This window comes from Maribacter aquivivus (assembly GCF_900142175.1).
GTDB lineage: Bacteria > Bacteroidota > Bacteroidia > Flavobacteriales > Flavobacteriaceae > Maribacter > Maribacter aquivivus.
Window position 1 is genome coordinate 418,679 of record NZ_FQZX01000003.1, and the last position, 26,975, is coordinate 445,653.

The window sequence follows — 26,975 nt, forward strand, 5'->3', positions numbered from 1 at the left end:
TGCCTACTTCAATTTTTATTTCAATCTGTTTTAGATGTCTTTGGCGTCATAGTATTTTTTTTAATTTTGCCTCTTTCTGAGTTTTAACTCCTTTTTAGGGCTATCAGAAGTGTTTATTTTTGAGGCACTTAATTTACTATAACCTTTTCGTTAATTCCATCTTACAAACTGCAGGTAGTCGTTGTTTTTAGCAGCAATTAGGTAAGGTGCCTTGTTTTTGTTATGAATTATTTCAATGGCTTTTACATCGCCAGGTATAAATAATCCACTTTCGTCTGCAGTAATGCTTTTGAAGTTTCCTTTACCATCACCTTTTAATAGTAGGCCATAACCAGCATCATTTCTTGGAGTTTCTACTTCAGAAACTAATAGGTTGCCAGCAATTAGAATATCAAGCAAACCATCTTTATCAAAGTCATCTACAAGAATTTCATTTATGCTAGATATTTGAGCTGCTATTGGTAATTGGTGAACAATGAATTTACCATCTTTATTCTCTAAATATACACTGGCAAATGACTTAACCTGATAGTGTAGCGAAGACTCTAGTGACTTTTCTGTATACACATCTTCAAGCGTAGCTTCGGCAAAACTCTCGTAATTCTGGAATTTGCGTTTTATGGCTGGTATTTGCTGAGAAGAACATTCACGACCCCGTAAAGGGTATTGTTTACCGTCATTATAATAGCTTAAAACAATATCTTCTTTATTATCCTTATCAAAATCGTTTACGAAAATATCGAAGGTTTCATCATTTGTGGCCTTGTATTTATAGTTGAGACCATTATTACCCACAACATAGTCCATATCACCATCTTGATCAAAATCGCCTTGTTCAATACTCCACCACCAACCAATGGTATCAGTTGTTAGGCCCATATCTTCAGAAACTTCGCTAAAGCCTGTTTCACTATTCTTAAATACTCTAATCGGCATCCACTCACCAACAACGATAATATCTTGCCAGCCATCATTGTTATAGTCTGTAATAACTGCGCTTGTGGCCATACCTAAGTTTTTAAAAGCTGAGGGTTGTAATTTTTCACTTGCCTGAAATGCAACTTGGTTTTTGGTGCTAATATTCTCTAAAATATAACTATCTGTAGGGCTAGGGTAGCTGCCAGGTACTTGTCTGCCTAGTACCAAGAGGTCAACATCACCGTCCTTATCAAAATCTGCATTATAAACTTTAGCGCCACTAATGGTTAAATTTGGCATGTTTTCATTAGACACTTTACTAAATAGACCAGTGCCATCATTGTCGTAAAGTCTATCTTTTAATTTTATATTGTTTTCGGTAAATTCGTATCCGCCGCTTACTACATACAAATCATTGTCGCCGTCACCATCAGCATCAAAAAATAAAGCTCCAGTATCTTCGCTTAAAATGTCATCATCTAAGAAAGTAGCATCTGTTTTAATAAATCCGGTTGAATTTTGAATAAATAAACTACCGGTATTACCTACTGAGCCACCAACGAAATAATCTTCTAGATCATCACCATTTACATCACCAATAGCTAAAGCCGGACCAAAAGCAGACATTTGGTGGGGTAGTAGTACTTGAGTAGCAAAGTCATCATAATAATTTTCTACATGTCTATGTTTAGGAAACAATCCTGTAGTGTCAGTTTCAAATACTCTAGCTGCTTCTGTTACTTTTATTATAGTTTCATGAGCATTTGCGGGTGACAGTGTTAATTGTTGATTGCTATCTATATTATTCAATTTTTGAATTGTGCCATCTGTCCATACTACTTTTATTTCATCAATTTTCGTGTGTTTGCCTACACCAAAATGTAATTCTGGAGCAACAGATGATTGAAAGCCTCTAGAAAGGGTTAATTCTTGTACTTGAGTTATACCTTCTGTTGTAACATAAATTCTATTGCCCAAGCCAGACGTATTACCTTTTTTACCTGTGAATTTTATTGAAACATAATTATTAGTTTCTGAACTTTTATTTTCAAACAATGAAGCCTTGTCATCAATGTTATTAGTTATAATTTCTAAATCTCCGTCGTTATCTAAATCGGCATAAACAACACCGTTAGAAAATCCTTTATAGTCAATTCCCCAAATGTCGTTTGCCATTTCAAAATCTAAATTGCCATTATTTTTAAAAATGAAATTTTCGATTTTTTCAGAGGGTATGCTTTTGCTTAATTCTAAAAGTGTGTCTTTTTTAATTTTAATATCATCAAGCTTCTTAAAATAATCATTATTGTTGATTTCTTTTCTGGTACCGTTAGATACAAATAAGTCTTTGTTTCCATCATTGTCAAAGTCAGCGAATAAAGGTCCCCAGCTCCAGTCTGTAGAGGAGGTGCCCGTTATTCTAGATACGTTAGAAAAGTGCGGAATACCATCAGTATAAATACCTGAATTCAATTGCATGCAATTATGCATATACTGATAATGAAAACCTGCATTCACCACCCCCCAAAATAAACCAGGGTTCATACTTGCCATGTTTGCCTTTTTTCTTCGATTACTTCTGGCATCCATATCAACTTGAAAAATATCTAAGTTTCCGTCATTATTGATATCTGCAATATCGGTGCCCATACCATAGAATGCCGTATGTGCAGTTGCTTCTTTAACAACTTCTTTGAATGTGCCGTTTTGGTTGTTGATATACATAAAATCTGGAGAATTGAAATCATTGGAAACATATAGGTCTGGCCAGCCGTCATTATTAATATCACCAACCGTTGCACTTAAGGTGAGTCCAAAATTTGTGAGTCCTGCTTCTTGGGTTACATCAATAAATTTATCTCCATCATTTCTATATAAGTGATCAGACTCTGAAGCTTTTGGATTCTTCATTTTAAAGGAATAGTAGAACGTTGGCGATTTAAAGTTGGTGGGTGGGTAGTTGGCAACATACATATCTATATCGCCATCTTTATCATAATCTAAAAAGGTAGCCTGCACGCTATTTCCTGTATTGGCTACACCATATTCTGCTGCTTTCTCGGTAAAAGTACCGTCGGTGTTATTTATATATAATTGATTTTCTTTGGGTGAGAATTTGCCGCCAACAGAGCAATAGATATCTAAATACCCATCACCATTGACGTCTGCCATAGTTACACCTGTATACCAGCGTTCGTCACCAACTACCCCGGCTTTCACAGAAATATCTTGGAACTGAAGGTTTCCTTTGTTTAAGTATAATTTATTTGGTACTTGATTACCTGTGAAGAAAAGGTCTAAAAGTCCGTCATTGTTGATGTCACCAGTTGCAACACCACCACCCATGTATAAATATGAATAAGTGAAGTAATTTAAAGAGTCATTTTCAGTAAGTATGTTACTGAAATCGATACCGGTTTTACTAGCAGCTAAACTTGAGAATATTTTGCTGTCAACCGGTTCTATTTTTTTAGAACAATTGATGAATGCCAACAAACCTATAGAACAGATTAATGGTCTAAGCACAATTGATAGTTTCATTTTTTTAAGTTTTATATATTTAAAAGTAATACTAAAAAAGCAGCATGACTGCACATGCTGCTTAATGGAATTCAACTAAACTAACTTAATAATATTATTTTAATAACCAGGATTCTGGTCAGCGGCAGTTACATTTTCATTAGAGGTTATTTCTCTATCCGGTATTGGCCAAAGTTCATTTTTACCTACTTGAAAGTTGGTGCCGGCTAATTCTGTAGAAACTAAGTTCCATCTTAGAATATCGTTATAACGAACTTGTTCACCTGCTAATTCAACTTTTCTTTCATGAACGATAGCTTCAAAAACAGCTGCTTTTGAAAGTCCGTATGGTAAACCGTCAAGACTTGCTCTTTCACGAACTTCATTGATTAAATCAATAGCATCATCCTGTGTGCCTACTTCATTTTCACACTCAGCTTTCATCAATAGAACATCTGCGTAACGTAGGTAGTTGAAGTTGATGCCTGATTCTTGATCTTCATTAGCATCTTTGTAATAGTTCTGATACTTTTTCCAGCCAGCACGTCTCTGGTCGCCCGCAGTTAGCATTTCTGCTGTAACTACACCACCTCCGAAAGTGTCACCTACGGAATAGAATGTATCTGCATATCTAGTATCACCTGCTTCATATTCATCTAAAAGATCATCTGAAGGGAAAACGTTGAACCAATCATTAAAGCCATATTCTTGACCTCTAAAAGTTGCTTCGTTTGGTCCAGCACCAGTCACGGATGAATTCCACTGAGCACTAGTTCCTAAAGCATCATCGTACTCTATCTCAAAAATTGACTCTACACCATGCTCTGTTTCTTCTGTGAAGTTGTCAAAGAAATTTGGTTCTAATGAGTAACCAGAAAGCTTATTAAATTCAGCCAAGGCTAAAGCATGCTCTCCTCTAAATAAATATACTTTTCCTAAAAGTGCAATAGCAGCTCCTTTGGTAGCTCTACCATTAGCTTCTTCACTTTTATCTAGTAAAGTAGCAGATGCAGACTGTAAGTCTGAAATGATTAAAGCGTAAACGTCATCAGCAGAAGATTTAGCGATACCCTCGGTACTTGTAGGTATTTCTGTAATTAAAGGCATGTCACCAAATCTAGTAACCAATAAGAAATTAAAAAGTGCACGTAAGAATCTTGCTTCACCAATAAACTTTTGCTTAATGGTATTGCTTACCAATGACTCCTCTATTGCATTAATAGCTTCTTCGTTGCCAATTACAAAATTTGCTTTATTGATACCTCTAAAGCAGCTTTCCCAATAATCTGCTATTGGTCCGTGACTTGAGTCAAAAGAAAAATCTAAATACTGTCTTTTATCAGCCTCTAGTTGCGGATTCCCGTCATTCTCATGCGACATGTTGTCTTGTGAGAAGAACATGTGCCTAGAGTACAGACCTCTTGTTTGCAAGTTGGCATATACCGCATTTACGGAAGATTGCACTTGAGCTTCGGTCTTGAAAAATGTCTCTGGAGACAATCCGTTAGGATTAACTAACTCCAAATCATTTTCACTACACCCATTTATAATCACCATTGCGGTGAAGAGCGTAAACATTGAAAAAATTATTTTTGTTGTTTTCATATTTCTTTTCTTTTTAGCAATTAAAATGATACTTGTAATCCCATTAAATAGGTCTTAGGCTGAGGGTAGGCACCTCTGTCGATACCATATTCAAATAAATCACCACTACCTACTTCAGGATCTAAACCGGAGTAATCTGTAATGGTTATCAAGTTCTGACCACTAACATATATTCTAAACTTAGAGAACAATTCTTGACCAAACGCGTCATTTGGTAACGTATACCCAATAGTTAAGTTTTTAAGTCTAGAGAAAGAACCGTCTTCTACAAAACGATCAGATAATTGAATGTTTTGTGGCGCTCCAGCAGCTCTTGGAACTGTAGTAGAAGGGTTAGTTGGTGTCCATCTATCTAAAACAGCAACACCTGCGTTGAATAATCTAGGCATACCTTCTAAATCGTAAATATTGGTGTTATAAAGATCTCTACCATAGATACCTGTCCAGAACATGTTGAAATCCCAGTTTTTATAATCTGCACTTAAGTTTAAACCATATGTTAAGTCTGGTAGTGGATTTCCAATGATATCTCTATCTTCAGAAGTGATGTCACCATCATTGTTTAAATCTTTAAATCTAATATCACCAGGTTGTACTGTAGTTTGACCAGGATTCGCTGTAAACACAGCATCTACTTCAGCTTGGTTTTGATAGATACCATCTGTAACTAATCCGAAAAAGTGAAATAATGATTCGCCTTCAGTAACTCTTGTGATATTTTGGTTTTCAAAATTACCGCCATTTAATTCATCAACACCACCTAATGATATAGCTTCGTTTGAGCTTGTAGATAAGTTTAAATTAGCAGACCATTTGAAATCTCCTTCAAAATCATTGTACCCTAAACTTAATTCAAAACCAGTAGTTTCTACCGCTCCTACATTTCTCACTTGACTTCCTTCATTAATACCTAAAGAAGTAGAAGTAGGAACTCTAATTAATAAATCATCACTTTGGTTCTCGTAGTATTCAAGAGCAGCTGTAAATTTATCATTTGCAAACCCAAAATCAAGACCAACATTCAATTGTCTTGTTTCCTCCCATTTTAAATCTGGGTTGGCCAAGCCAAATGCAGTAGTACCTACAGCATTAGATCCCGCAATAGGATAAAGGAAATCATTTACCAATGTTGCACTATATAAATAGTTGGCTATTCTGTCATTTCCAGAATACCCTAAACTACCTCTTAACTTCAAGGTGCTTACATTAGAATCAACCAAGAAATTTTCTTTTGCAATGTTCCAACCTAAGGCATAAGATGAGAACCAACCCCAACGATTGTTTGCGCCGAATTTAGAAGAAGCATCTCGTCTTAACGATACAGCAGCGATGTATTTATCATCATAGTTGTAGTTTAACCTTCCTAAGAAACCTAATCTGTTATATTCGAAAGATGTACTTTGTAAACTAGAATCTTCATTAGATAGCTCGTTTATATTATCTGATACTGTGTTTCTACTGTTTGCGTTTAAACTAGTGCCTTGACTTTCAAATTTTTCAGCTAATAATAAAGCTTCGAAATTATGAACATCCGCTATAGTTTTGTCATAAGTTAAACTATTGGTGAAAATTATTGTTTGACCTGCAGAAGTGTTCTTAGTAATTGAAGCAAAAGCTTGTTGATGTGTGCCACCTAAGCTATCGTCGTTATAAGATGGTACAAAATTATTACTAGTACCTTTATAATAATCTAAACCTACTTGCGATTTAAATTTTAAACCATCTGCAATAGCGTACTCGGCAAAAATGTTACCTACTAATGCGAAAGTATTATTAACGGCATCACCATGCTTTAATATTCTAACAGGGTTTTCGGCATCTTGACCGTCACCAGCACTGTTAGGTCCTTGAAATCCACCTAGATTGTTAGAATTATATACGGATAAATATGGTGCTGCTTTAATAGCGTGCTCTAAAAGAGAACGCTGACCAAATTCTATTCTATCAGAATTTTGTTTGTTAAAGTTAACGGATAAATTTTGTCCCAACTTTAATTTGCCAAAAGTGAAATCACTATTTGCTCTAAAAGAATATCTCTGAAACCCAGTTTCAATAATGATACCTTCTCTTTCAAAATATCCACCAGATATTCTAAAGTTGCTAGTGTCACTACCGCCAGAAGCAGCCATATCGTAACTTCTAATAAGTCCAGATGTATAAATTTCATCTTGCCAGTTTGTATTTACACCAGAAGTAGACGATGGGGTATTTGGAACGATACCAAAGGCCTCATTAGCATATTGCAGATATTGCTCGGTATTCAACACATCATACCGCTGTGTATTTTGTTGAAAGCCAGTATGTGCATTGAATGATAATTGAGTCTTACCGCTTTTACCTTTTTTAGTTGTTACGATAATTACACCATTAGAACCTTGTGCACCATATACTGCAGTAGTAGAGGCGTCTTTAAGTACATTAATGGTTTCTATATCATTTTGGTTAATACCAGAAAGGTTGCCCACAATTACTCCGTCTACTACAAATAGTGGAGAGTTGTTGCCAAATGTACCTAGACCTCTAATGGTAATAGATGGTTCTGTACCTGGTGCACCTGTGTTCACTACAGAAATTCCTGCGGCACGTCCTTGTAAAGCTTCAGTTGCATTAGCTACGGGAACTGCATTTAAATCTTCAGATTTTACGCTAGAAATTGCACCTGTTACCGCAGCTCTACTTTGTGCTCCATATCCAACAACTACAACTTCGTCTAGCGCTTGCGCATCTATTGCCATAGATATGTTGATTGATGATTGACCGTTAACTTGCGCCTTTTGTGTCTGGTAGCCTATATAGCTAATAGTTAAAGAACCATCTGATGGAACATTAGAGAGTGAAAAGTTTCCATCAAAATCGGTTTGTGAACCATTTGTTGTACCTGATACCACCACTGAGGCTCCTGGAAGAGGAGCTCCGGTTTCATCAGAAACAACACCGCTTACAGTAGATGTTTGTGAGTAGGCAAATTGCCCCAACATTGCAATTAATGCAATGAATGTAATTTTGAGTTTAGTCATAATTAATGAAGTTTTAAGTTGTTATTTGTCGTAAACCTTTTTAACAGATTTTAACACAACAAATATAGAAGTAGGTAGGTGTGAGCAATAAAACAAATGAAGCGAACACTAGTAAATATGGTGCAAATACATTTTATATGTTAGTAATACGGTAGTTTATGGGTGTAATATTTATGATAACAGTATTTTTTACCCGTTAGATTTAAGGATTTCTTGATTTTGTTTTTAATTGTTGTCTATTTCGCAATTACAGATGAAATTGTTTTTATAATTCTGATAGGATTTCTAGAAGTTTGTGATAGATAAATTAAATATATCTTTGAATCTATTATTAGAGACTTATGAAGATTAATAGCTTGTTTTTTGTACTTATTGGTGTGCTGATTTTTAGTTCTTGTAAAAATCAGAACAAGAATGAAGTTGATGGTATTGCGCAAGAAGATCATGAATTCACCAATGATCTTATACATGAAACTAGTCCATATTTATTACAACATGCACATAACCCAGTAGATTGGAAAGCTTGGTCAGGCAAGGTTTTTAAAAAAGCATCCGAAGAAAATAAGCTAGTGGTTTTAAGTGTGGGGTATTCTACCTGTCACTGGTGCCATGTTATGGAAGAGGAATCTTTTGAGGATACCGAAGTAGCTAAACTTATGAACGATAAGTTTGTAAGTATTAAGGTAGATCGCGAAGAACGACCAGATCTTGATATGGTCTATCAAACCGCACTGCAATTGGTAAACGGAACAGGAGGGTGGCCTATGAACGCCATTATTATGCCTAATGGGAGTCCGGTGTTTTTAGGTACGTATTATGAGAAAGAAGAGTGGAAGAATATTTTAGTCAAATTCAGCTCTGAATATGAAAAAAATCCAGAAAAAATGAAGGAGTATGCCACCATGTTAGCGGATGGGGTGCAAGAGGTTTATGAACAACCAGCAAAACAATTGGCGAATGCCATTACACCAGATAAGTTTGTAAACGGAATTAAGGAGTGGGCAACTGTTTGGGACAAACAATGGGGCGGTAATCTTGGTCAACAGAAATTTATACTACCTGCTAATTTGACTATGTTATTAGATTATGCCGTCCTTCAACAAAATAGTGAAGCTGAAAATCATGTTATTAATACGTTGAATAAAGTGATACATGGGGGAATCTATGATCACGTAGATGGCGGTTTTTTTAGATATAGCACTGATAATACATGGAAAGTACCTCATTTTGAAAAGATGTTGTACGATAATGCACAACTGGTGTATTTACTTTCAAAAGCTTATAAATTGACTGAAAATAAGGAGTACAAAAGTAAGGTGGAAGAAACTTTTAAATTTTTGAAATCTGAAATGAGAAATGAAGATGGAGGTTATTTTAGTGCTATGGATGCAGATACGAAAGGGGAGGAAGGAGTCTATTATGTTTGGAATAAGGAAGAGTTAGCATCATTACTTTCAGAAGATTTTATATTGTTTTCTAAGTACTTTAATATAGAGGATAGTCAGGTTTGGGAAGATGGGAACTTTGTTTTGAACAACACCATTTCTAAAGGTGAATTTTTAAAGGAGTTCGGGATAAGTGAAGAAGTGTTTGATGAGAAAAAGGAGAATTGGAAATCGACTTTATATAAAGCGCGACAAAAAAGAGAGAAGCCTACCAAAGATTTTAAGATTTTAACATCTTGGAACGCTCTTTTAATAGACGGACTTTTAGAAGCGTACAAGGCTTTTGGTGATGAAAAATATTTAACGGAGGCGGTGTCTGTATTTAATTATTTAAAGGAGAATAATTATAAAGATGCACAATTGGTGCATTCTTATACAAAAGATAGTAAGCAGACAGAGGTTTTCTTAGAAGATTACGCTTTTCTAGCCAAAAGTGCTTTTGCTTTGTATGAAGTTACTTTAGATGTATCGTATCTGCAGACTTCAAAAGAGTTAATGGATATGGGCTCAGAAAAATATAAGAGTAATTCTGAGTTGTTCTATTATAATGTTTCTAGTGATTTGGTGCCGAGTATAATTAATACTTCTGATGGGGTAGTACCTTCTGCGAACGCTATTATGGCGCAGAATTTTTTGCGACTAGGTCATTTGGAATATAATACCGATTATTTGAAAAAGGCAGAGGTAATGGGGGCTTTAATTACAGGCGATTTTGAAAGTCATGCTGTAAGCTACGGTGCTTGGGGGTCTTTGCTTTTGCAACAAGCATATCCTTTTTATGAAATTGTTGTTGTTGGTGAAAATGCCAAAAAGCTAATGAGTGAAATACATAAGACCTATGTAGTGAATTCTATTATAGTAGGTTCTACTGTTGAAAGTGACCTTTCCCTTTTTAAAGATCGCTATGATGAAGATGACACCTTCATATATGTTTGTCAAAATAACACCTGTAAGTTACCTGTGAAAACCGTAAGTGATGGTTTTAAGCAAATGAAGTCTTTTGGTTACCAGGGGTTTAAATAGAATTATTGATAGTTGATCTTTAGTATCTATTTTGATTCTGTTTATAGTTCTTGGTATGTGTAAAGTTCAGTGCTGAAATTCGGTTTACCTTTGTGGTATGGAAGAGTGGTATGCCTATCCTTTATTGATATTAGTTGGTTTCGTTGTTGGTTTTATCAATACGGTTGCTGGCGGTGGCTCTCTTCTTTCGTTGCCTATCTTAATCTTTTTGGGTTTACCTTCTACATTGGCAAATGGTACAAATAGAGTAGCAGTAATTTTTCAAACAGCTGTAGCTACTGCAGGATTTAAAAGTAAAGGGGTCTCTACATTTCCTTTTAATATATACTTAGGTTGTTCTGCATTTTTCGGTTCTATTCTCGGAGCTCGTTTAGCGGTTGATATTAGTGGTGCACTTTTTAATAGAATTCTCGCCATTGTAATGATTTGCGTAGTACTGATAGTAGCATTTGGACCAAAAATGGGAATGAAAGAAATTCAAGAACGACTTACGGGTAAATATTTGTGGCTGGGTATTATTGCGTTTTTCTTTTTCGGAATTTACGGGGGATTCATTAATGCGGGACTTGGATTTATAATAATTCTATTTCTACATTATGTAAATAGAATGACCTTGGTGCGTTCTAATGCAACCAAAGTTGCTGTTGTTTTTATGTATATGGTTTCAGCATTGATTGTATTTGCTTGGAACAATCAGGTAAATTGGAAAATTGGTTTAATATTGGCCATAGGTAATGGTAGTGGAGCTTGGGTGGCGAGCAGAGTATCTGTAAATATGGGTGATGGCTTCGTGAAAAAGTTCTTGATTTTTATGGTGTCGATACTAGCTGTAAAACTTTGGTTTTACCAATAATTTAACCAAAATTTGTAATACAATATAAAATACGATAGCATGCCAGGTTTTGAGTTGTTTGGAGAGAGTGAGAAAAGTCAAGTTCAAGATGTTTTAGATTCAGGTGTTTTAATGCGTTACGGCTTTGACGGAATGCGAAACAACCATTGGAAGGCATTAGAGCTTGAAGCTGCTTTATCTAAACGCATGGAATCTAAATATGCGCAATTAGTGAGTAGTGGTACTGCTGCATTAACAGTTGCGCTTGCAAGTGCAGGTGTTGGAGCAGGGGATGAAGTAATTATGCCAACTTTTACATTTGTAGCAAGTTTTGAATCTATTTTGGCTATTGGTGCCATACCCATTCTTGTTGATGTTGATGATACTTTAACCTTAAGTCCTGAAGCAGTTGAAAATGCTATCACCGATAAAACTAAAGTAGTCATGCCGGTTCATATGTGCGGTTCTATGGCTGACCTTGGTGCATTGAAGGCTATTTGTGATAAACATAATTTATTGTTGTTAGAAGATGCCTGTCAAGCTATAGGGGGTAGTTATGATGGCAAACCTTTGGGTAGTTATGGTGATTTAGGCTGTTTCTCATTTGATTATGTAAAAACAATTACTTGTGGCGAGGGCGGAGCAATCATTACCAACAACGAACAATATAAAATAAATGCTGATCATTATTCCGATCATGGTCATGATCATGTGGGTAACAATCGAGGAACGGAAACACATCCGTTTTTAGGGTATAATTTTAGAATTTCAGAATTGCATGCAGCTGTAGGTTGTGCGCAAATTGAGCGCTTAGATGATTTCTTATCTATTCAAAAGAAAAATTACACCGTTTTAAGAGATGCCTTATCGCCGCTTGCTAATATTACATTTAGAAAAGTGCCAGAAGGGGGAGTAGAGAATTATTCATTTATTTCTTTCTTCTTGCCAACTACAGAGTTAGCTAAAAAAGCACATACAGCTTTGGGTGAGGCTGGTGTAGATGCGTGTTTTTATTGGTTTGATAATAACTGGCATTACTACAAAAAATGGGAGCATTTAACCCATAAAAGATCTTTAGGTAAGTTGCCGCAAGAGGTTGTTAATCAGTTGCCTGACTATTCAAAATCAGACTTTTCAAAATCTGATGCTTGGATTGGCAGAACCATCTCATGTCTTGTAAAACTAAGCTGGACAGATGAACAGGTTACTGAACGTGCAGCTAAAATGAAAGATGTATTAGAAAAGTTTATTTAAAACTTTAATACTTCACATATTCTAAAATTTCTAATCCGTATCCTACAATACCTACACGTTTTGCTTGGGTACTGTTGGTCATTAGTTTCATTTTATGAATACCTAAATCATGTAAGATCTGAGCTCCGATTCCGAAGTCACGATTATCCATTTCAATTTTAGGCGCTTTGTGAACGCCTTGTTTTTGCAATTCTTTCAACTCTTTTAATCTAGAAAGCAAATTAAGCGATTCAGAATCTTGATTGATGAATACGATTGCTCCTTTACCTTCTTCATTAATCTTGTTGAACATATCCTCTAACTTTTCATCAGGGTTATGTGTTAATGTTCCTAAAATATCATTGTTGATTAGGGTAGAGTTGATTCTGGTTAAGATTTTTTCATCCGAAGACCAAGAACCTTTAGTTAAAGCAATATGAATATGATTATTAGTAGTTTGCTTATATGCTCTTAATCTAAATTCACCAAAACGAGTGGTAATATCAAAATCAACTTCTTTGTCGATTAAGCTATCATGCTCCATTCTATAGGCAACAAGAGATTCAATAGACACAATTTTTAGATCGAATTTTTTAGCAACATCTACCAATTGGGGTAGTCGCGCCATGGTGCCGTCTTCATTCATGATTTCTACGATAATTCCCGCAGGTTGTAATCCTGCTAATCGCGCAAAATCAATAGCAGCTTCTGTGTGTCCTGTTCTTCTTAAAACCCCGCCTTCTTTAGCTACTAATGGAAATATATGTCCTGGTCTAGCTAAATCATGAGGTTTGGTATCACTTTCTGTTAATGCAATAACAGTTTTTGATCTGTCACCTGCAGAAATACCTGTGGTAACTCCTTTACCTCTTAAATCTACAGATACGGTAAATGCCGTTTCTAAAGGATCGGTATTGGTACTTACCATCATATGTAATCCTAAGTCTTTACAACGACCTTCGGTTAATGGCGCGCAAATAAGACCTCTACCGTGAGTTGCCATAAAATTGACAGTCTCAGGTGTAGCAAGTTCAGCGGCTGCTAAAAAATCTCCTTCATTTTCACGATTTTCATCATCAACAACGATAATTACTTTACCTGCGCGAATATCTTCAATCGCTTCTTCTATACTATTCAATTGTATTGTACTAAGATCTGTCATGGTTAAGAATCAGCTTTATCTTTTTTCTTAAATATTTTTTTGAAGAAATCGGCTATAAATCCGAAATCCATCATTCCTTTATCTTCTGTTGCTCTTTTGGTTAAAATAACACCTAAAGGTAGCATAATCAACGTTGCTAGCCATGCACCTAACATTGGGTGTATATTACCTTCTTTAGCATAGTTTCCTGCAAAAACTCCTATGAAATAGTAAATTAGAAATAGTACTATGGCAATTACCATAGGCAAACCTAGACCTCCTTTTCTAATGATAGCACCTAATGGAGCACCTACAAAGAAAAGAATGATACACGAGAACGCTAAAGCATACTTATTATGGAGCGATAGAATATGCATATTATAGATTTTATATCTCTTCTGCATTTCTTCTTTTTTACCGCTAACGGTACCTAAAATACTAGTTGTAGCATTTTTAGCACTACTTAATATCTGAATCTGTTGCCAGTCTGGAAAAAGAACAAGAAAATTATCGTTGATAGAATCTTGTAGCGCTATATTTTTCATAGCAATACTGGCTTTCGCATTTAAAACTGAATCTTTTTTACGGATCATATCCGTTTTGGTTGAATCATTGTTTTTGGCAACCAAAGGAGAAAACATACCTGTTCTACCTTCTATGTTTTTAGAAAATGCACGAACAATACGATAATTGTCTCCACGTAAAGAATCAATATCTTTTGAAAGTCGCGATATATTCTTCATTTTGTCAGTACTGATATCTCGCTCTTCTTCTAAATCATCATTATTAATTTCAGGAATTTCAATGTTCATTGTATAGGTATCAAAATCTGCCTGAGCAAAAGGGAATTTCATTTTGCTATCATTACTTTTTGACGTGATGTCTTCATAGTAGTGACCATCTGTTAATACCAATTGTATAACGTCAGAATCTTCGCTACTTATTAATTCTCCTGATTTAGATTTGATGACGGTAGTGTTCAGGTTGTTTGCAGATTTTCTATGTATAATTACGTTTTTAAGAAAACGATCATTATCACCATATTTTTCATCTACCTTAATATTCATTCCTTCAAAATCACTAAATACGCCTTCAGAGACTACCGCTGCAGGTTTTACCTTGGCAATATTTCTACGGAGATTGTATATTTTTCGTTGTGAAAGGGGAATAACGTTATTAGCAAAGAAAAAAGTGACTCCGCCTAAAATGGTCACGAATATGATTAAACTCAACATAGAACGTTGCAGTGAAATACCTGATGCCTTCATTGCAGCGAACTCGTAATTTTCTGCAATAGAGCCAAAGGTTAAAATGGAAGATAAAAGTACGGTAAGAGGGAGCACTTTTTCAGTAAGATCTGGCATTAAATAAAACAGGAACTTACCAATAATGACAATGTCTAAACCTTTACCCGCTAGGTCATCAATAAAAAGCCAAATCGTTTGGAATATGAAGATGAACATCAATATTACAAACGAACTGATAAAATTAAAGACGAACCTTGATAGGATGTATCGGTCTAGTATTCTCAATAGTTCTAATTTCTTAGAATGAAATAACCTTCATCCTTATATTTAGCTTCATCAAAAGTAAATAAGGTTTTGGACAAATCTTGATCTGTTTTAAAAGAATTAACAGTGATAGTTGTCTTAGTGCCGTTCTTACCAGTTTCAATAAGTTTATAGATGTGTTTAGTACCCATATCAATACCTAGTAATCTAGATTTTATTTCAGTATCAGAATCTATAGGTGTCAATTTTACATACTGCACTTTTCTACCTTGTACATTTTGTAAAATATCCCAATCATAATTGTGTCCTTCTTTGTAGAAAGTCAACATTTTAGAAGGTGTCATTGCATTTTCATCATCAGACTTATCTTCAATAGTTACTTCTTCATTTTCAGGTACAATAGTGTATACTTTATTACCATCGAAAATTTGTTGAGAGCCTAAATAGTTGAACATATATTTATTACCTGCAAGGGTAACGTCTCCTCTTGTTTCTTGGTTAATACCGGCTTCTGCATTCTTTAAATCGAATTTAAAATCTACGAAGATGTTATCATAACTCTGTACTTTGTTATAAACTTCATCTAACAATGCTTTTGCTTTATCTGAACCTTGTGCATTTGCAAAGGTTGCAGTAAACATAATCGTCAATACAATAATAATTTTCTTCATCTTTTTTTAATATTATTCATTATCCAATATTTGCTGAAGGGCAACCATGTCAGATACATAAACCTGTCTTGCTTTACTACCTTCAAACGGACCTACAATGCCTGCGGCTTCTAATTGATCAATAATTCTACCGGCTCTATTGTACCCTAGTTTCAATTTTCGTTGAATTAAAGAAGCAGAACCTTGTTGGGCAATTACGATAACTTCAGCAGCTTCGCGAAACTTTGCATCCCTGTCAGACACGTTATTATCAAGACTCGTGCCAGAATCTTCACCAACATACTCAGGTAATTCGTGCGCATCTGGGTAAGCACGCTGACTACCAATGAATTCCACAATTTTTGCTACCTCTGGGGTGTCAACAAATGCACATTGAATACGGGTGACATCATTACCTTGTGTAAATAACATATCTCCTCTACCAATTAATTGATCTGCACCTGCGGTATCTAAAATAGTTCTTGAATCTATTTTAGAAGTTACTCTAAACGCTAACCTCGCAGGGAAGTTGGCTTTGATGATACCTGTAATAACGTTTACAGAAGGTCTTTGCGTTGCAATGATTAAATGTATACCAATTGCTCTTGCTAATTGAGCAAGTCTTGCTACGGGCGTTTCTACCTCTTTTCCGGCAGTCATGATCAAATCGGCAAACTCATCAATTACTAGTACAATGTATGGTAAGAATTTGTGTCCGTCGTTCGGATTCAGTTTTCTAGCCTTAAACTTAGTGTTGTATTCTTTTAAGTTACGAACCATCGCTAATTTTAATAGCTCGTATCTATTATCCATTTCAATACAAAGTGAATTCAAGGTGTGAATTACTTTTGTGTTATCTGTGATAATAGCTTCTTCAGAATCAGGAAGCTTAGCTAAGAAATGACGTTCAATTTTATTGTACAGCGTAAGTTCAACTTTCTTTGGATCTACCAAAATAAATTTCACCTCTGCCGGATGCTTTTTATATAATAATGATGTAAGTACTGCATTTAAACCAACCGATTTACCTTGACCAGTTGCACCTGCCATTAAAAGGTGAGGCATTTTTGCTAAATCTACTACAAAAGTTTCGTTGCTAATGGTCTTACCGAAAGCAATTGGTAATTCCATTTCTGCCTTTTGAAATTTGCTAGAGGCAATTACAGAACGCATAGATACAATCGATGAATTCTTGTTAGGTACTTCTATACCAATAGTTCCTTTACCAGGAATAGGGGCAATGATACGTATGCCTAATGCTGCTAATGATAAGGCGATATCATCTTCAAGGTTTTTAATCTTCGATATTCTTACACCTGCTTCTGGTACAATTTCGTATAATGTAACTGTCGGACCAATGGTTGCCTTAATTTGGGCAATTCCGATTTTATAATTTTTTAGAGTTTCAACAATTTTATTCTTGTTTTCCTCTAATTCTTCCTGGTTGATGGTAATGCCACCGGTAGCCCCATGAGCATCTAAAAGATCAAGTGTAGGGAATTTGTAGTTACCTAATTCTAGGGTAGGGTCGAACTCTCCAAAATCATCTACAAGTTTATTGGCAAGAATATCAATTTCTTCGGGTTCTTCAACAACCGACTCAACCTCCATTGCTAATGTTTCTTCTGGCTCAGGTTCTGGTATTGTAACTTCAAAATCGTTAGTTTTTTTCTCTTTTTCTAAATGAGGAATTTCTGCCTTATGGGTATAGGTGTCTAAAATAACTGGAACTTCTTCTTCTAATGAAGTGGTAAGAATATCTTCTTGCTCTTTTTGTTCTTTCTTTTTAGTTGCTTTCCGTTCTTGGTTGGCTTTAAATTCTGTAGAAATAGCTTCTTTTCTAGAATTAAAGAAAGATGAAATACCTTCAGGTGTAACTTCAAATAATCGAACTAGAATAAATATGAGTCCGAATACCAATATAAGTAATACGCCAATTTTACCGGCGTAATCTTGTAAGAAATCATTCATTTCAAAACCAACCAATCCGCCTAACAGTGGGCTAGTGGTTGCAAAGAAACCTAATGCAATAGAAATCCAAATAATGAATAATAGACCCCAAATCCATTTTTTGAACAATGCTTTTAAAGGTAGGCCTAAAAAGAGGTAAATACCTGTAATACAGATTAAAAACGGAATAATTAGAGAAGCTATACCAAAGCCCCTATACATAAAAAAGTGGCTAATGCTTGCTCCGAATTTGTTCAGTAAATTTTTTGCAAGTTCATTACGATCTTTAAATTCAGACAATAGACTTTGGTCATCTTGCCAGTTAAAGTAAAATGAAATAAACGAAAAGAACAATGCAATACTAAAGAGCATCAATAAACTACCCAAAATGATTTTATTCTGTTTGGATAATTTAAACGGTGTTCGCTTTTTAGTAGGTTTTGGCTTTGATTTAGTTGCCTTTTTTGCCATTAAAACTTAATTCTGATGCTAAATTACAAATTTACGATGAGCTACGTTGAAACTAAGAACTAACCTATAGAATCTTGGGTAGGTAGATTATGAGTCCAACAATGGCAGAAGCTATTGAAACTAGCATTACGGCACCTGCAGAAATATCTTTTATAAATCCGATTTTGATATCAAATTCTGGTTGAATATAATCTGCAATTTTTTCAACAGCGGTATTCATGCCTTCAATTCCTAAAACAATTGCAATTGCAAATATTTGAAGTATCCATTCTGTACTTGAAATATCATAGTAGAAGCCTGCGGCAGTCATTACTATGGCAATGAATACCTGTATTTTTATACTAGCTTCGGTTCGTATTAAAAGGAAGGCGCCTTTAAGGGCGAAGCCTACACTTTTAATACGATTTACCAAAAAGGATTCTTTGGGCATGAGTCTCCTATATTATTAGTTCATTAATGCCTCTAAAGCTGCTTTGTAATTTGGCTCTTCTGTAGTTTCTGCTACCTGCTCTGTATACAATACATTACCTTTTTCATCAACAACTACAACTGCTCTTGAAAGTAATGGAGCTAATGGTCCGTCTGAAAATGCTACGTTGTATCCTTTTCCAAAATTACCATCTTTAAAATCAGAAAGCATTTCAACATTTTCTATACCTTCTGCACCACAAAATCTTGCTTGTGCAAATGGTAAATCTTTAGAAATACAAAGTACAATAGTGTTATCTAATTCAGCAGCCTCTTGGTTAAACTGACGTACAGACTGTGCGCAAGTACCTGTATCAACACTTGGGAATATATTTAATACTACTCTAGAACCTTCATAATCTGAAAGTTTTACGGTAGATAAGTCATTCTTAGTTAATTGAAATTCTGGAGCTTTTTCGCCGTTTGCAGGTAAAGTTCCTAATGTGTGTATTTCGTTTCCTTTTAGTGTAACCGAAGCCATAACTTTTATCTTTTTATAATTGAGAGTGTGAAATTATAAAATATAAAGTTGAAATGAGCGGGAATATGATAAAAAAAAGTCCTTTCATAATTGAAAGGACTTTGTGTATTTTAAATAGCTATTATTTGTCTATGGAGCCTAAAACTCGCTGCATAAATTGATTCATAGCATCTTTTTTTGGGGTGCCTTGCTCTATGCTGTTCGCAACCTCTATGGCACCGTACATATTAGAAATTAATTCGCCAATTACATCAAGCTCTTCATCTTTTAGTGAAGGTAACTCTGTTAGTGCTTCTAAAGTTTCAATAGTTTCTAGAACAAAATCGCTATCTTTTTCTTCTATGAACTCTGTCAGTAATTTAATTATGGGTAATCTCACTGATCAAATCTTTTAATAGGTCATACTTGTTAGTCTGAACCTGATTTTTAATTTTCCCTTTCTCGAAAGAAGCGAAGGTTGGTAAGTTGCTTACATCTGCTAGCTTTCTAGATTCAGGAAATTTTTCTGCATCTGCCAATACAAATGTAATGTTCTCATTTTGTGAAGCCTCTTTTTTGAATTTCGGCTTCATGATTCTACAGTTACCACACCATGTTGCAGAATATTGAACTACAACATTTGGATTATTATCTATGATTTCCTGTAAATTATCTTGTTCTAATTCTAATAACATAATTAAAGTTATTTAAAGATTAATAAAATGAACATGAAGTCAATGACTTCATGTTCATTACTGTTTTTGCTTAGTTAGCATGTGTAGAAAGGTAGCTAGCAACTCCGTCTCTGTTTGCAGACATTGCATCTTTACCTTCTTCCCAGTTTGCTGGGCATACTTCACCTTTTTCTTGTACGTGCGTTAAAGCATCTACTATACGTAGGTATTCGTTCACGTTTCTACCTAAAGGCATGTTGTTGATGCTTTCGTGTTGTACAACACCATCTTCGTCAATAATATATGTTGCTCTGTAAGTAACATTATCACCTTCAACAGTTACCACATCATTTTCTTCGTCATATTTTTCATTGGTAATGTCTAAAATACCTAAAGTAGAAGCTAAGTTTCTATTGCTGTCTGCTAATATTGGGTATTTAACACCTTCAATACCACCATTATCTTTAGCAGTGCTTAACCATGCAAAATGTACTTCTGGAGTATCACATGAAGCACCGATTACGATAGTGTTTCTTTTTTCGAATTCACCAATAGCAGCCTGAAAAGCGTGTAATTCTGTAGGGCAAACAAAAGTAAAATCTTTTGGATACCAGAAAAGAACCACTTTTTTATTATTTTTTTGAGCCTCTTCTAATACATTAAGTTTAAAAGTGTCGCCCATGTCGTTCATTGCGTTAACACTAAGATTTGGGAATTTTTTTCCTACAAATGCCATAATATGTTTTCGTTTTATAATTAATTATAAAGCAAAATTAAGACTTGATACGGCGTTTACAGACTTTCTAAATTAGAATTTTCAATGCAAGAATAACTATTTTGAATAGCTAAAGAGAAAGGGCTAGTTCAATAAGAATGATGTAATTTTTGAGCTTAAAAATTATCAGATCAACAGAAACTTATTGTTTGAAGTGATAATAAGAGAGAATGGTTTTTTTAAAATTATTTAGTAGCTAATTTTTTAATCTTAATGTTGAAGCCGGCAAAGATGAAAGTCATTATTGGACTTAACCAATTGAAGATGGCATATACAAAATATTCTGCTACGCCTACACCTAAAACGCCACTATGGTAAGCTCCACAAGTGTTGTAAGGTATTAGTACTGATGTTACCGTACCTGTGTCTTCTAATGTTCTACTTAAGTTTTCCGGTGCTAGACCTCTATCTTTAAATGCTTTTGAGAACATTTTTCCTGGTACTACAATCGCCAAGTACTGATCAGAAGCCGTTCCGTTTAAAACGATACAGCTTATACCTGTACTAAAGAATAGACCAAATGTAGATTTAGCCATTTTAAGCAAGGATTTTGTAATTCTTGATAAAGCACCTATCCCGTCCATAATTCCTCCAAAAAACATAGCACAGATAATTAACCAAATGGTACCTAGCATACCTGTCATTCCTTTAGAAGAGAATAAATCGCTTAATGCTTTGTTGTCAGTTGGTACATCTGTGCTAACGGTGATGGCTTTTAAAATTCCTTGATAACCTGATTGAAAAGTCAATTCTGATGCCCCTGTGATGCCAGCAACTATATTTGGTTGAAAGATTAGTGCAAAAAGTGCAGCTAATAGGGTTCCTATTAATAAGGCAGCCAATGGTGGCGTCTTTTTAACGATTAAAAATATAACGGCTAAAGGTACCAAAAATAACCAACCGTTAATATCAAAGGAGGAATCTATAGATGCTAAAATAGCATCTACATCCGCTTCTCCGTTAGTTTCTAAACTAAAGCCGATAATCAAAAATACAATTAGCGTAACTGAAATGGTAGGTACAGTTGTCCACAGCATATACTTAATATGTGAGAACAATTCGCCACCTGCCATTGCCGGTGCTAAATTTGTAGTATCACTCAGTGGAGAAAGTTTGTCACCAAAATATGCGCCAGATAAAACAGCCCCAGCGGTCATCCCTAGAGAAATACCTAATGCTTCACCTATACCTATTAATGCTATACCTACGGTTGCAGACGTTGTCCAGCTGCTACCCGTTGCAACAGAAATTACAGCGCAAATGATTACACAAGCCGCTAAGAATATTGTGGGATTAAGAATTTGGAGTCCATAATAAATCATTGCAGGTATAATACCACTAACAAGCCATGTGCCTGCCAGTGCACCAACCATTAGTAATATTAACAATGCACCTGTGGTAGATCGAATGTTCTCTTCTACTTCGGCTATCATTTGCTTATAAGAAACCTTATTTGCAAACCCAACAATAGCTGCAACTGCACCGCCCATTAAAAGTATGAACTGATTTGAGCCACTTAAGGCGTCATCACCAAATACATAAACATTATATGCTAGCATAGCAACTAGGGCTATAACCGGAATTAAAGCGGCAAATATGCTTAATTCTTTATTGTCAACGATATGCTCGTTTTCCCTGTGTTCATTGGTATTTTGGTCTGACATTAAAAGTTAGTTTGGTTTCTACGTAATATTACGATTTCTGTAACGGTTGTGCAAACCCATTTTATAAATCAAATTTTAGGCTTTTATGCTTTTGACATCCAGTATATTAAGGTCTTCAAGACATTTTCTCATTAAGGCATAGGTTCTTTGAATATCATCGTCTAAGCCAATTGAAAATCGAATTAATCCGTTTCCTAGTCCCATTTCTTCTTGTTCCTCTAACGGAATTTCAGAAGATGTGGAGCTTCCGGGTGCGCTGAATAATGTTTTGTAAAACCCAAGGCTAACTGCTAAATAGCCTAATTTTCTTTCTTGCATTAATTCCATTAAAGCATTTGCATTCTCAAGAGTACCTACATCCATAGTTACTAATCCGCCATATCCGTATTCGGGATTCATTTGATCTTCCATAATTAAATGCCCCGGGTGAGATGATAATCCTGGATAGACAACTCTTAATCCGTCCTTTTCAAAATTCTCAGCTAAGTACTGTGCATTTTCACTATGCTTTTTCATACGAATATGTAGCGTGCGCATGTTCTTTAAAATCGAAGCTGCGCGCATACTATCTAGAGTGCTGCCTAAAAGCATTCCTGCACCGTTGTTTACATCTTTAAGACTAAGGCAGAATTCTGTAGTACCACAAACAACACCGGCAACACAGTCACTGGTTCCGTTAATGAATTTGGTAAGACTATGAATAACGATATCTGCACCTAATTTGGCAGGCGAAACGGTTAAAGGTGAAAAAGTATTGTCAACTATTAATGGTAATTCATTTTTCTTGGCAATGCGTGAAAGTGCAGAAATATCAGCAACCTCTAAAAGCGGATTACTTACACTTTCGCAGTAAATCATCTTAGTATTTGGTGTAATAGCTGCGGCTACTGCATCAAGATCTGTAATGTCTAGAAAGGTAGTTTTAATTCCGAATTTGATCAAGAAATTTTTCATGAAAGCATATGTGCCACCATAAATAGTTCTACTACTAATAATATGATCGCCAGCATTACATAATTGTAATATCACGGCTGTAATGGCGCCCATGCCACTAGCGGTTACATTTGCACTCTCGGTGCCTTCTAAAGCTGCTAGTGCTTCACCTAAATATAAATTGGAAGGTGAAGAATGTCTGCTGTACAAATAACAACCCTCGGTATTTCCTTCAAAGGTGTCGAACATAGTTTTTGCCGATATAAAGGTGTACGTTGATGAATCGGATATAGAAGGATTTACTCCGCCATATTCTCCGAAGTATTGTAGGTCTTGTAAGTCATTGCTGTTCTTTTGGCTCATGGGTTGTTGTTTTCAGTAAAAATACCGTTTGAGTGTAAAATTGTCAACATGAAGTTGTTTTATTGGTTTTTAAAACTATATTTAATTTTATAATAGATTGAAAATCTATTATTGTGTGTTTTATAACAACTAGACAGAATTATATTCATTATGAAACTAGACCAAATAGATAATAAACTTTTAGACTTATTGCAGGCAGATAGCAAAAGAACTACCAAAGAATATGCTTTAAAACTAGGACTCTCTACTACTGCTATCTACGAACGTATAAAAAGATTAGAAAGAGTTGGAGCCATTAGAAGCTACGTAGCATTGGTCGATAAAGCCATTGTAGATAGGAATTTTACGGTGTTTTGTCATGTAAAACTTGTGCAACATGTAAAGGATAATATAGCACAATTTGAAGCTCAAGTTTTGCGTTTACAAGAGGTGGTAGAATGTCATCATTTAAGCGGAGATTATGATTATTTGTTGAAAATTCACGTTCGAGATATGGATGCATACCGAAATTTTATGGTCAATAAATTAACAACCATGAATCATATTGGTAGTACCCAAAGCTCTTTTACCATAAAAGAGGTAAAGCATTCTACGGCTATACCCCTTTAAAACTAAAAATAGTATTAATTTTGTAGGACATTAGAAAACTAAAATTTTATGAATCAATATGATGTAGCCATTATAGGCTCAGGACCTGGAGGATACGTAGCAGCAATACGTTGTGCTCAATTAGGAATGAAAACAGCAATAATTGAAAAATATTCCACTCTAGGCGGAACATGTTTAAATGTTGGGTGTATTCCTTCTAAGGCGATGCTAGATTCTTCTCATCATTACGAGGATGCAACTAAACATTTTGAAGAGCATGGTATTGAAATTCCTGGTGAGATTAAAGTAAACTTGGAGAAAATGATTGCTCGTAAACAAGGTGTTGTTAATCAAACTACAAAAGGAATTGAGTTCTTGATGGACAAGAATAAAATCACCGTTTATGAAGGTGTTGGTAGCTTCAAAGATGCTACCCATGTGAACATTAAAAAGAATGATGGTAAAACAGAAGAAATTGAAGCAAAAAATATAATCATTGCTACAGGGTCTAAGCCGTCTACTTTACCATTTATAAAATTAGACAAAGAACGTATCATTACCTCTACAGAAGCTTTAGAGCTTAAAGAAATACCAAAACATATGATTGTTATTGGTGGTGGTGTTATTGGTTTAGAATTAGGTCAAGTGTATAAAAGACTTGGTGCAGATGTTACTGTTGTTGAGTTCATGGATCGTATTATTCCTGGTATGGATGCTGCGCTTTCTAAGGAGTTGACGAAGGTGTTGAAAAAGCAAAAAGTAAAATTCGCTTTATCTCACAAAGTAAAGTCTGTTGAAAGAAAAGGGGATCAGGTAATCGTTAAGGCTGATAACAAAAAAGGTGAAGAAGTTGTTTTTGAAGGTGATTATTGTTTAGTTGCTGTAGGTAGAAAACCATATACTGACGGATTAAATGCTGATGCTGCAGGTGTAAAGCTTGACGAAAGAGGTAAAGTAATTGTTGATGAACATTTGAAAACAAGTATCGATAACATTTATGCTATCGGTGATGTAATCAAAGGTGCAATGTTGGCTCATAAAGCTGAAGAAGAAGGTACTTTGGTTGCTGAGATATTAGCAGGTCAAAAACCACATATCGATTATAACTTGATACCTGGTGTAGTATATACATGGCCAGAGGTTGCCGCTGTTGGTAAAACAGAAGAGGAATTGAAAGAAGCAGGAGTAGAGTATAAGGTAGGTCAATTTCCTATGCGTGCATTAGGTCGTGCTAGAGCAAGTATGGATACTGACGGATTCGTAAAGATTCTTGCAGATAAAAAGACAGATGAAGTTTTAGGTGTACATATGGTTGGTGCCCGTTGTGCAGATTTAATTGCCGAAGCGGTAACTGCGATGGAGTTTAGAGCGTCTGCTGAAGATATTTCTAGAATGAGCCATGCTCACCCAACATATGCAGAAGCGGTTAAAGAAGCGGCGTTAGCGGCTACAGATGATCGTGCTTTGCATGTTTAATTAGGATATAATTTTTGATATAGAAAAAGGCAGCCAATTGGCTGCCTTTTTTGTTTTATACTAAAATGTGAACTTAATTTTTAATAAGTCCTAGAACACGTAATACTTTTTCTGTGGCTGTTCTTAAAACTTCAAAAGCGATAATTGCAAATTGCTCTAAGTAAATTCTTGTAGAGGATAAAATTGCACGTATGTTTATTTTCAATTCCGCTTTATGGTCTTCATATTTTAAAGCTAAATAAGTACTTGCTATCATAAATAGAATTGCGCCAGGTACAACCAAGTACGGATTCATTGAATGATGAAAAAAGCGGTACAGACCTACACCTGTAAAACTGCCATATAAAATGATGAAATGAATAATATAGATAGATAAGGTGCTTTGACCTATCCTTAACCATGTTGCATTCATTAAGACTTTTCTTAGTAAAATAAATATGGAGAAAACTATTAAAACATCACCCAAACGAATGAATAGGTAGTTGTTGTCATTTATAGCCTGAAACAATTGTATACCTGTAACATCATACACTGAAAGGAAGAAATCTGAAGAAAGAAACATAAGAATCAATCCTGTTGCGATGTAAGTGGGTACGATGAAATTGTATAAGTTTTTGCTGTCTTGATATTTTGAAAATAAAACGGACATGAAACTACCAATAGTCGCGTAGCCCAACCATGGTATAATAGTAAAAACAGATCCGTTTGCTTTTGTTAAGTAATTTGCGAATACCTGCGGTAAAAATTCAAAACTAGATGTTTTATATATAGGTTCAAAAATGAACAATACTAGGGTCGTGGATACCAATATTGTTGGAAAAATCCATTTTTGTTTTGCAAAGGTTAAGATGTAAAAACTAATAATAAACAATAGCGAAAGGCCAATGCAGTGTAGAACATCTACCAAGTAGAAAGAATCATATACTTCACCTTTGAACAACCCAAAGATGTTCATTCGTAAAAGGTAGGCGATGACCAATAATTCAAATCCGCGTTTAATTCCCTTTTTAACTCGTGGATTTGCCCAACCAGTTTGCTTAGATTTAATTAATAAGAATGTAAAAATGAATCCAGATACGGTAAAGAATACCGGTGCGGTAATTCCTCTAAAATATTTCCAGGTATTGAACAACATATTAGAGTTGTCTCTGAAGGCATTATCAAGCAGACCATCAATAAAATGACCTTGTAACATCATTAAGATAGCCCACGCCCTAATGGCATCTAAAAAAAACAATCTTGACTTAGAGTTGCTCAT

General features: G+C 35.2%; 20 protein-coding genes. 5 read left to right on the top strand and 15 right to left on the bottom strand.

Going from position 1 to position 26,975, the window contains the following annotated elements; all coding sequences use genetic code 11:
* Positions 1-150: 150 nt before the first annotated feature.
* The 3 genes from BUC31_RS17495 to BUC31_RS17505 all read right to left on the bottom strand — a co-directional run bounded on the left by BUC31_RS17495 (position 151) and on the right by BUC31_RS17505 (position 8,060).
* Positions 151-3,459: a VCBS repeat-containing protein gene (locus BUC31_RS17495; RefSeq protein ID WP_073246670.1), complete on the bottom strand. Its 3,309-nt coding sequence runs from the start codon at positions 3,457-3,459 to the stop codon at positions 151-153.
* A 99-nt stretch (positions 3,460-3,558) separates the two neighbouring features.
* Positions 3,559-5,043: a RagB/SusD family nutrient uptake outer membrane protein gene (locus tag BUC31_RS17500; RefSeq protein WP_073246671.1), complete on the bottom strand. Its 1,485-nt coding sequence runs from the start codon at positions 5,041-5,043 to the stop codon at positions 3,559-3,561.
* A gap of 20 nt (positions 5,044-5,063) precedes the next feature.
* Positions 5,064-8,060: a SusC/RagA family TonB-linked outer membrane protein gene (locus BUC31_RS17505; protein WP_073246673.1), complete on the bottom strand. Its 2,997-nt coding sequence runs from the start codon at positions 8,058-8,060 to the stop codon at positions 5,064-5,066.
* 341 nt (positions 8,061-8,401) lie between these two features.
* Here BUC31_RS17505 and BUC31_RS17510 point away from each other — a divergent pair, with 341 nt between their 5' ends.
* From BUC31_RS17510 to BUC31_RS17520, 3 genes are all read left to right on the top strand, one after another.
* The gene (locus BUC31_RS17510; protein ID WP_073246676.1) at positions 8,402-10,528 is read left to right on the top strand and encodes a thioredoxin domain-containing protein; all 2,127 of its coding nucleotides are present in this window, start codon (positions 8,402-8,404) and stop codon (positions 10,526-10,528) included.
* A 97-nt stretch (positions 10,529-10,625) separates the two neighbouring features.
* A complete protein-coding gene (locus BUC31_RS17515) occupies positions 10,626-11,381 on the top strand; it encodes a sulfite exporter TauE/SafE family protein (protein WP_073246678.1) in 756 nt (251 codons plus the stop codon).
* A 39-nt stretch (positions 11,382-11,420) separates the two neighbouring features.
* Positions 11,421-12,614 carry a DegT/DnrJ/EryC1/StrS family aminotransferase gene (locus tag BUC31_RS17520; protein WP_073246679.1) on the top strand — a complete coding sequence of 398 codons (1,194 nt, stop codon included), beginning with the start codon at positions 11,421-11,423 and terminating at the stop codon, positions 12,612-12,614.
* Between the two features lie 4 nt (positions 12,615-12,618).
* Here the strand turns inward: BUC31_RS17520 and ribB are convergent, their stop codons facing one another.
* The 11 genes from ribB to BUC31_RS17575 form a co-directional block, all read right to left on the bottom strand.
* The gene (gene ribB / locus BUC31_RS17525) at positions 12,619-13,755 is read right to left on the bottom strand and encodes a 3,4-dihydroxy-2-butanone-4-phosphate synthase (RefSeq protein ID WP_073246681.1); all 1,137 of its coding nucleotides are present in this window, start codon (positions 13,753-13,755) and stop codon (positions 12,619-12,621) included.
* Between the two features lie 2 nt (positions 13,756-13,757).
* A complete protein-coding gene (locus tag BUC31_RS17530) occupies positions 13,758-15,197 on the bottom strand; it encodes an LptF/LptG family permease (RefSeq protein ID WP_244534073.1) in 1,440 nt (479 codons plus the stop codon).
* Positions 15,198-15,271: 74 nt separating this feature from the next.
* The gene (locus BUC31_RS17535; RefSeq protein WP_073246683.1) at positions 15,272-15,916 is read right to left on the bottom strand and encodes an outer membrane lipoprotein periplasmic chaperone LolA1; all 645 of its coding nucleotides are present in this window, start codon (positions 15,914-15,916) and stop codon (positions 15,272-15,274) included.
* 12 nt (positions 15,917-15,928) lie between these two features.
* Positions 15,929-18,316 (bottom strand): DNA translocase FtsK, encoded by a 2,388-nt coding sequence (locus BUC31_RS17540; RefSeq protein ID WP_073246685.1) that lies wholly within the window; start codon positions 18,314-18,316, stop codon positions 15,929-15,931.
* A 64-nt stretch (positions 18,317-18,380) separates the two neighbouring features.
* Positions 18,381-18,746: a diacylglycerol kinase gene (locus BUC31_RS17545; protein ID WP_073246687.1), complete on the bottom strand. Its 366-nt coding sequence runs from the start codon at positions 18,744-18,746 to the stop codon at positions 18,381-18,383.
* Positions 18,747-18,761: 15 nt separating this feature from the next.
* Positions 18,762-19,265 carry a thiol peroxidase gene (gene tpx / locus BUC31_RS17550; RefSeq protein WP_073246689.1) on the bottom strand — a complete coding sequence of 168 codons (504 nt, stop codon included), beginning with the start codon at positions 19,263-19,265 and terminating at the stop codon, positions 18,762-18,764.
* 121 nt (positions 19,266-19,386) lie between these two features.
* Positions 19,387-19,644: a DUF6952 family protein gene (locus BUC31_RS17555; protein ID WP_027066683.1), complete on the bottom strand. Its 258-nt coding sequence runs from the start codon at positions 19,642-19,644 to the stop codon at positions 19,387-19,389.
* Complete coding sequence (locus BUC31_RS17560; protein ID WP_073246691.1) at positions 19,625-19,939, bottom strand: thioredoxin family protein; 315 nt, start codon at positions 19,937-19,939, stop codon at positions 19,625-19,627. Before BUC31_RS17560 ends, BUC31_RS17555 begins: the two co-directional genes overlap by 20 nt.
* A 70-nt stretch (positions 19,940-20,009) precedes the next feature.
* Positions 20,010-20,654 (bottom strand): peroxiredoxin, encoded by a 645-nt coding sequence (locus BUC31_RS17565; protein WP_073246693.1) that lies wholly within the window; start codon positions 20,652-20,654, stop codon positions 20,010-20,012.
* A gap of 224 nt (positions 20,655-20,878) precedes the next feature.
* Positions 20,879-22,357, bottom strand: coding sequence for a Na+/H+ antiporter NhaC (gene nhaC, locus BUC31_RS17570; protein WP_073246695.1), 1,479 nt, complete (start codon positions 22,355-22,357; stop codon positions 20,879-20,881).
* Between the two features lie 75 nt (positions 22,358-22,432).
* Complete coding sequence (locus tag BUC31_RS17575) at positions 22,433-23,653, bottom strand: aminotransferase class I/II-fold pyridoxal phosphate-dependent enzyme (RefSeq protein WP_073246697.1); 1,221 nt, start codon at positions 23,651-23,653, stop codon at positions 22,433-22,435.
* A 150-nt stretch (positions 23,654-23,803) separates the two neighbouring features.
* On the opposite strand from BUC31_RS17575, the gene BUC31_RS17580 reads away from it, so the two are divergent.
* Entirely contained in the window at positions 23,804-24,262 is a 459-nt protein-coding gene (locus BUC31_RS17580; RefSeq protein WP_073246698.1) for an Lrp/AsnC family transcriptional regulator, read from the top strand.
* Positions 24,263-24,310: 48 nt separating this feature from the next.
* Entirely contained in the window at positions 24,311-25,717 is a 1,407-nt protein-coding gene (gene lpdA / locus BUC31_RS17585) for a dihydrolipoyl dehydrogenase (RefSeq protein ID WP_073246699.1), read from the top strand.
* 73 nt (positions 25,718-25,790) lie between these two features.
* Here the strand turns inward: lpdA and BUC31_RS17590 are convergent, their stop codons facing one another.
* A complete protein-coding gene (locus BUC31_RS17590) occupies positions 25,791-26,975 on the bottom strand; it encodes a heparan-alpha-glucosaminide N-acetyltransferase domain-containing protein (RefSeq protein ID WP_073246700.1) in 1,185 nt (394 codons plus the stop codon).

What these genes read in the sequence shown, in the direction of transcription:
- BUC31_RS17515 (WP_073246678.1), top strand. Translation starts at nt 10,626, where the DNA reads ATGGAAGAGTGGTATGCCTATCCTTTATTGATATTAGTTGGTTTCGTT.
- BUC31_RS17545 (WP_073246687.1), bottom strand. Translation starts at nt 18,746, where the DNA reads ATGCCCAAAGAATCCTTTTTGGTAAATCGTATTAAAAGTGTAGGCTTC.
- BUC31_RS17495 (WP_073246670.1), bottom strand. Translation starts at nt 3,459, where the DNA reads ATGAAACTATCAATTGTGCTTAGACCATTAATCTGTTCTATAGGTTTG.
- BUC31_RS17565 (WP_073246693.1), bottom strand. Translation starts at nt 20,654, where the DNA reads ATGGCATTTGTAGGAAAAAAATTCCCAAATCTTAGTGTTAACGCAATG.
- BUC31_RS17575 (WP_073246697.1), bottom strand. Translation starts at nt 23,653, where the DNA reads ATGAGCCAAAAGAACAGCAATGACTTACAAGACCTACAATACTTCGGA.
- BUC31_RS17510 (WP_073246676.1), top strand. Translation starts at nt 8,402, where the DNA reads ATGAAGATTAATAGCTTGTTTTTTGTACTTATTGGTGTGCTGATTTTT.
- BUC31_RS17580 (WP_073246698.1), top strand. Translation starts at nt 23,804, where the DNA reads ATGAAACTAGACCAAATAGATAATAAACTTTTAGACTTATTGCAGGCA.
- BUC31_RS17540 (WP_073246685.1), bottom strand. Translation starts at nt 18,316, where the DNA reads ATGGCAAAAAAGGCAACTAAATCAAAGCCAAAACCTACTAAAAAGCGA.
- BUC31_RS17505 (WP_073246673.1), bottom strand. Translation starts at nt 8,060, where the DNA reads ATGACTAAACTCAAAATTACATTCATTGCATTAATTGCAATGTTGGGG.
- BUC31_RS17560 (WP_073246691.1), bottom strand. Translation starts at nt 19,939, where the DNA reads ATGTTATTAGAATTAGAACAAGATAATTTACAGGAAATCATAGATAAT.
- BUC31_RS17530 (WP_244534073.1), bottom strand. Translation starts at nt 15,197, where the DNA reads ATGTTCATCTTCATATTCCAAACGATTTGGCTTTTTATTGATGACCTA.
- tpx (WP_073246689.1), bottom strand. Translation starts at nt 19,265, where the DNA reads ATGGCTTCGGTTACACTAAAAGGAAACGAAATACACACATTAGGAACT.
- nhaC (WP_073246695.1), bottom strand. Translation starts at nt 22,357, where the DNA reads ATGTCAGACCAAAATACCAATGAACACAGGGAAAACGAGCATATCGTT.
- lpdA (WP_073246699.1), top strand. Translation starts at nt 24,311, where the DNA reads ATGAATCAATATGATGTAGCCATTATAGGCTCAGGACCTGGAGGATAC.
- BUC31_RS17535 (WP_073246683.1), bottom strand. Translation starts at nt 15,916, where the DNA reads ATGAAGAAAATTATTATTGTATTGACGATTATGTTTACTGCAACCTTT.
- BUC31_RS17500 (WP_073246671.1), bottom strand. Translation starts at nt 5,043, where the DNA reads ATGAAAACAACAAAAATAATTTTTTCAATGTTTACGCTCTTCACCGCA.
- BUC31_RS17520 (WP_073246679.1), top strand. Translation starts at nt 11,421, where the DNA reads ATGCCAGGTTTTGAGTTGTTTGGAGAGAGTGAGAAAAGTCAAGTTCAA.
- ribB (WP_073246681.1), bottom strand. Translation starts at nt 13,755, where the DNA reads ATGACAGATCTTAGTACAATACAATTGAATAGTATAGAAGAAGCGATT.
- BUC31_RS17590 (WP_073246700.1), bottom strand. Translation starts at nt 26,975, where the DNA reads ATGAGCAACTCTAAGTCAAGATTGTTTTTTTTAGATGCCATTAGGGCG.